At 70.1% G+C, this 6083-nt stretch carries 4 protein-coding genes; 2 read left to right on the forward strand and 2 right to left on the reverse strand.

Going from position 1 to position 6083, the window contains the following annotated elements; all coding sequences use genetic code 11:
• The first annotated feature begins 254 nt into the window (after positions 1-254).
• Together JXZ78_RS27990 and helR are read left to right on the forward strand one after the other, a co-directional pair.
• Positions 255-1538, forward strand: a complete 1284-nt coding sequence (locus tag JXZ78_RS27990; protein WP_030017762.1) for a DUF6986 family protein — start codon at positions 255-257, stop codon at positions 1536-1538.
• A 320-nt stretch (positions 1539-1858) separates the two neighbouring features.
• Complete coding sequence (gene helR, locus JXZ78_RS27995) at positions 1859-4036, forward strand: RNA polymerase recycling motor ATPase HelR (RefSeq protein ID WP_030017761.1); 2178 nt, start codon at positions 1859-1861, stop codon at positions 4034-4036.
• Between the two features lie 88 nt (positions 4037-4124).
• Here the strand turns inward: helR and JXZ78_RS28000 are convergent, their stop codons facing one another.
• Both JXZ78_RS28000 and JXZ78_RS28005 read right to left on the reverse strand, forming a co-directional pair.
• Positions 4125-4478, reverse strand: coding sequence for a hypothetical protein (locus JXZ78_RS28000; RefSeq protein ID WP_030017760.1), 354 nt, complete (start codon positions 4476-4478; stop codon positions 4125-4127).
• Positions 4475-6083, reverse strand: a 1609-nt coding sequence (locus JXZ78_RS28005; protein WP_275128277.1) for a polymorphic toxin-type HINT domain-containing protein, incomplete at its 5' end; no start/stop codon positions are given. The genes JXZ78_RS28000 and JXZ78_RS28005, both read right to left, overlap by 4 nt.

Raw genomic sequence — 6083 nt, forward strand, 5'->3', positions numbered from 1 at the left:
GCACGGGAGTTCCGGTCGGGCCGGGGAAGGCGGAAGAAGCACTGAAAGGGGTGAAACGGGGTGCGTCGCGCGCGGGCGCACGGCGCGCGCCATGGAGAACGCTCCCCATGGCGCGCCCCGCCGATCCCGTCGCCCGGAGGGTGTTGACCTGCGAACTCGGCCCGGATAGCTTCGCTCTACGGATTGTTGATTCCGTACAGCGGAAAAGTGAAGAGACGCCTACGCGGTGGGCGCGAGCACAGGGAGGATGCCGGATGGGGCAGCACGAGACGGTGGCGACGAGTCTCGCGGACACCGTACGCGAGGAGATCGGAGCCGCTCTCGCGGAGGTCGACGCGGACCTCGCGCGGCGCTACCCGGGCGACCCTGGCACCCGGCAGCCGGTCCACACGGTCTACGTCCCCGGCGACGTGTTCACCGCCGGCACCGTCCGCGAATGGGGTGACGCCGCCCTCGCCGCGCTCGACGAGCACGCCCCGGACGCGGAGGCGTTCGCGGGCGTCCTCGGCATTCCCGGAGACCTCGCCGCGTCCGTGTACGAGCGGGTACGGGCCAAGCTGGAACGCGAGCCCGTCGAGGATCTGCGCATCGACTTCGAGGACGGCTACGGCGCCCGCCCGGACGCCGAGGAGGACGCGGCCGCCGCCCGTGCCGCCACCCTCGTCGCGGCCGCCCACCGGGACGGCACCGCCGCGCCCTCCATGGGCATCCGCATGAAGTGCATGGAAGCCGCCGTCCGCGACCGCGGCATCCGCACCCTGGACATCTTCCTCACCGGCCTGATGGCGGCCGGCGGCCTTCCGGACGGCCTGGTGCTGACCCTGCCCAAGGTCGGCTACCCGGAGCAGGTCACCGCGATGGTGCGGCTGCTGGCGGCGTTCGAGAAGACCCACGGCCTGCCGTCCGGCCGGCTCGGGTTCGAGATCCAGATCGAGACCACCCAGTCCATACTGGGCGCCGACGGCCGCGCCACCGTCGCCCGCCTGATCGAGGCCGCCGAGGGCCGGGCCACCTCCCTGCACTACGGCACCTTCGACTACAGCGCCTCCTGCGGCGTCAGCGCCGCCCACCAGGCGCTGGACCACCCGGTGGCCGACCACGCCAAGGCCGTGATGCAGGTCGCCGCCGCGGGCACCGGCGTCCGCCTCTCCGACGGCTCGACCAACGTCCTCCCGCTGGGCGCGACCACCCAGGTCCACGACGCCTGGCGGCTGCACCACGGCCTGGTGCGCCGCTCGCTGGCCCGCGCGTACTACCAGGGCTGGGACATGCACCCCGCGCACCTGCCCACCCGTTACGCCGCCGTCTACACCTTCTACCGCGAGGGCCTGGAGCAGGCCGCGGCCCGGCTCGCCGCGTACGTGGCCAAGGCGGGCGGCGACGTGATGGACGAGCCCGCGACCGCCAAGGCGCTCAGCGGCTACCTGCTGCGCGGCCTGGACTGCGGCGCCGTCGACATCGCCGAGGTCGCCCGCCTGACCGGGCTCACCCGCGCCGACCTCGACGGTCTCGCGGGCCGGCCGGCGCCGAACGCCTGACGGCTCTCCGGCAGGCGGGCCTCATCAGCGGCGTACGAAACTGTCGTACGCCGCGCAGGCGTGTCCGGACCCCGATCATCCGCAGGCAAGAACAACAAAGGCAAGGAGTCTCGCACTCCTTGCCACTCTTAACTTATAGCGCACAGGGGGGCTTGCGGCAAGGCCCCGGTCGTACCGCAGAATCTCTGGCCTAGGCCAGAACCCGCGGACATGGGGGATACGCGAAGTGCGTGTGTTCTTGCCGGTGTACGGGGCGCGCGAGGTGCGGTCCGCCGCCCGGCAGACCTCCGCGGGTGCGGCCCAGGATCGGAGCTGACACCATGAATTCCCTGACCACCACCAGTGTGTTCGCCCTCCCCGCCCGCCTCGCCGCCAAGGCCGACCCGCAGCTGACGGCGGCCGACGAGCGGCACTTCGCGGCCATCGCGGAGAGCCTGGAAGAGACCATCGGCGACCTGTCCGCCCGCCTCGACGCGGAACTCAAGGCACCCGGCGGCACCGGCCGGCAGGCGATGGACCGCGACGCCGAGGTGCACCGGCTGACCACGCGCCTGCGCACCCTGCGCCGCTTCGGCCTCGACCTGTGCCTCGGCCGCATGGTCGGCGAGGACGGCCGCGAACCCGTGTACGTCGGGCGCCTCGGCCTCACCGACAGCGCGGGCCGCCGGCTGCTGGTCGACTGGCGCTCCCCGGCGGCCGAACCGTTCTTCGGAGCCACCCACGCCGACCCGATGGGCCTGACGAGCCGCCGCCGGTACCGCTGGACCCGCGGCCGGATCAGCGACTACTGGGACGAGGTCTTCACCGCCGACGGGCTCGAAGGGCACGCCGCGCTCGACGACCACTCCGCCTTCGTCGCCAGCCTGGGCGGCAACCGTTCGGCCCGGATGCGCGACGTGCTCGGCACCATCCAGGCCGACCAGGACGCCATCATCCGGGCGGGCTCCCGCGGCGCCCTCGTCGTCGACGGCGGCCCGGGCACCGGCAAGACCGTCGTCGCCCTGCACCGCTCCGCCTACCTCCTCTACTCCGACCCCCGCCTCGGGCACCGCCGCGGCGGCGTGCTGTTCGTCGGCCCCCACCAGCCCTACCTGTCGTACGTCGCCGACGTCCTCCCCAGCCTCGGCGAGGAGGGCGTGCAGACCTGCACCCTGCGCGACCTCGTAGCCGAAGGCGCCGCGGCGACAGTCGAGACCGACCCGCGGGCGGCCGCCCTGAAGGCGTCCGCCCGCATGGTGCAGGCGATCGAGACGGCCGTCAGGTTCTACGAGGAGCCGCCCGCCGAGGGCATGACGGTCTCGACCCCGTGGGCCGACGTACGGCTGACCGCCGACGACTGGGCCGAAGCGTTCGAAGCACCGGAACCAGGCACCCCGCACAACGAGGCACGCGAGCAGATATGGGAGGAACTGCTCACGATCCTGACGGACAAGCACGACGGCGAGGCCCCGCCCGACCAACTCCGCGCGGCGCTCCGGCACGACAAGGAGCTGCTGAGGGCCCTCTACCGCGCCTGGCCCCTGCTCGAAGCCACCGACCTCGTCTCGGACCTGTGGACGGTCCCCGCCTACCTGCGGCTGTGCGCTCCCTGGCTCGGCCGCGACGACATCCGCACCCTGCAACGCACGGACGCCCAGGCCTGGACGGTCTCCGACCTGCCGCTCCTGGACGCGGCACGGCAGCGGCTCGGCGACCCGGAAGCGTCGTTGCGCGCACGCCGGCACGCCGCCGCCCTCGCCGCCCAGCGCGAGACCATGGCGCAGGTCGTCGACAACCTGATCGGGGCCGCGGCCGACTCGGGCGCCGACGGTGACGACGGCGAAGGGCTGGTGGTGATGTTGCGCGGCGAGGACGCCCAGGTCAGCCTGGTCGACGAGGCCGCACTGCCCACCGCCGAACCGGACCTGCTGGCCGGCCCGTTCGCGCACGTCGTCGTCGACGAGGCCCAGGAACTGACCGACGCGGAATGGCAGATGCTGCTGCTCCGCTGCCCGTCCCGGAGCTTCACCATCGTCGGCGACCGCGCCCAGGCCCGGCACGGATTCACCGAGTCGTGGCAGGAACGGCTCGCGCGGATCGGGCTGGACCGGATCGACGTGGCCTCCCTGAACATCAACTACCGCACGCCGGAAGAGGTGATGACGGAGGCGGAACCCGTCATCCGGGCCGCCCTCCCCGACGCCAACGTCCCCACCTCGATCCGCGGCACCGGCAACCCCGTCATCCACGCCCCCGTCACGGACCGGGACGCGATCCTCGACGCCTGGCTCGCCACCCACGACGACGGCATCGCCTGCGTCATCGGCGACCCCTCCTTCCCGGCCACCTCCCGCGTCCGGTCGCTGACTCCGGAACTGTCGAAGGGGCTGGAGTTCGACCTGGTGGTCCTCGTCGACCCGGAGAAGTTCGGCGAGGGCATTCAGGGAGCGGTGGACCGGTACGTGGCGATGTCCCGGGCGACGCAGCGGCTGGTCGTTCTGCGAAGTTCGGCCGTTTAACTTCCCCGGAATGGCGGAATGGTCAGGGGCCCTGTCGGAGACATCTCCGACAGGGCCCCGTCACCTCAGGTCTTTTTCTTTCCCAGCGCTACGGACCTGTTGCTTCCGGCTCGACCGCACCATCGGCCTCCAGCATGAGCATGCTGCTTTCGAGGGAATAGCGGAGATAGCGCCGCGCGTCGCCCCGATCGGCCTTTTCAAGCAGTATCGGGAGAAACTCGGAATCCGGGTAGCCCTTCACCTCGGCATCCCTGGTCGCCCACACCTGCGACCAGATGGCGATGGTCATCTCGTTGCAGGCTCGGGCCTGATGTGTTCCGTGCGCGGCGTCTTCGTCGAGGGCTTCACGTGTGAAGATCCCCATACGGTGCCCCAGGGCCAGCAGGAAAGTTTCCCTGGAGTCCGACGCCAGGACCTCCAGGACTCGGTCGTAGATGTTCATTGCTCCATGGCCCAGAATTCTTCGTCTGTTGTCGGTTGGCGGCTGCCGTACGATTCCCGCGGCAGTGAGTCGATGTCATATCCCCGCGATTTCAGTACCTTGAGCCTGGTGTTTCCGTTACGCACCCGTCCGTCCGGATACGTCGTCAGGGCCTTATCTGCTTTTGGCCGCAGAGAAGTGACGATGTCGTCAGTGGACTGCTTGTGCCAGAAGTCCAATGAAGCCTGGCTCCACGAATTTTCGGTGTGTATCAGGATCAGCGGCGGATCGCACGGTTCGGCATTGTGCACCAGAACCGGGGTCCGGCCCGCCAGTACATAGTACGTGTGCAGTTCGCCGACCGTCAGGTTGTAGGTCCGGGCGTTCTCGGTGAACGGGCGGTTTCCCCGCACCGTCACGTCGGTGCCGTCGGCGGTCCTGAGCGTCATGCCCCGGTGGAGGCCGGCGGCCTTGACCCACGACTTCTGCGAGGGGGACCAGAACGGATGCTCATAGGTGGCGGTGAGCCGTTCGCTGCCCCGACGGGTGGCTATGGTCAGTTCGTTGAAACGCTTGTCGTGCTCGGTGATGATGAGGGCGGTCACCGTCCGTTTCCCGCTCTTGCCGCCGACCGGGTCGGTGGCGGTCACCTCGTCGCCGACCTTGACGGACTCGATGTTCTTCGAAGCCCCGTCGTTCATGAGCACCTTGGTGCCGGCCGGGAAGCACGTGGCGCACTTGAGCGCCTTCTTCTTCTTCACCGTCTTGGCGATCTTCTCGACGGCCTTGCCGCCGGCCTTGGCGAATTTGCCGGCCAGCTTGACGCCCTTGCCCCAGGGGGTGACGCCGATGAGGAAGGATCCGCAGTCGACGAGATTGGGGTCCTTGACGCAGTTCAAAGCGGTGTCGATGTCGGCGAGTTCCCACACGACGGCTTTCAATGTGGGGTCGATCTCGATCTGCTTGAGCGTGCCGCCGGCGGCCAGGCAGGGCAGGACGGCGGTCTCGCGGGTGGGGTGTTCGTAGCAGATCTTCTGCTCGGACTGCTCCTTCTCCTTCCGCTTGCGCGCCTCTTCGGCCTTGCGGCGGGTTTCGGCCTCTTCGGCCTCCCGCTTCTTCGTCACCTCCGTCCACGCCTTCGAAGCCAGGGAGGAAGCCTCCTCGGCGCTCTTTCCGGCTGCCAGCGCGGAGTTGCGAGCCTCGGTGGCCGCGTCGTCAGCGACCTTGGCCGAGGCGCGGGCGTATTCGAAGGAGAACCGGGCCTGGGCTGCTGAGTTTTCGGCGTCGGCGGCGTCGCGTTGGGCGTTGTCGGCGGCGTTGCGGGCGGTCTTCGCGGATTTGGCGGCCTGGGCGGCGCTGGCTTCGGCGCTGTCGGCGGCCCTGTCTGCGTCGATGCGGTAGCCGTCGGCGAGTTTGGCGTTCTTCTTGGCTTCGGCGGCGGCCTTGGCGGCGTCGTCGGAGGCACGGTTGGCTTCGGCGGCTGCGCCGGCGGCGATCCAGCGGTTGTGCTGGGCCTGGGCGGCGACGCGCTGGGCGTCGGCGACCAGTGACTGGACCTGGGCGATGTGGGTGGCGGCGAGCTGGTCCTTGCGGTCGGCCATGTACTGGCCGAGGGTGACGAAGTCG

This window comes from Streptomyces monomycini, assembly GCF_022271435.1.
Taxonomy (GTDB): Bacteria; Actinomycetota; Actinomycetes; order Streptomycetales; family Streptomycetaceae; genus Streptomyces; species Streptomyces monomycini.

Excerpts from the sequence above, each read along its gene's own strand:
- JXZ78_RS27990 (WP_030017762.1), top strand. The coding sequence starts at position 255 with ATGGGGCAGCACGAGACGGTGGCGACGAGTCTCGCGGACACCGTACGC.
- helR (WP_030017761.1), top strand. The coding sequence starts at position 1,859 with ATGAATTCCCTGACCACCACCAGTGTGTTCGCCCTCCCCGCCCGCCTC.
- JXZ78_RS28000 (WP_030017760.1), bottom strand. The coding sequence starts at position 4,478 with ATGAACATCTACGACCGAGTCCTGGAGGTCCTGGCGTCGGACTCCAGG.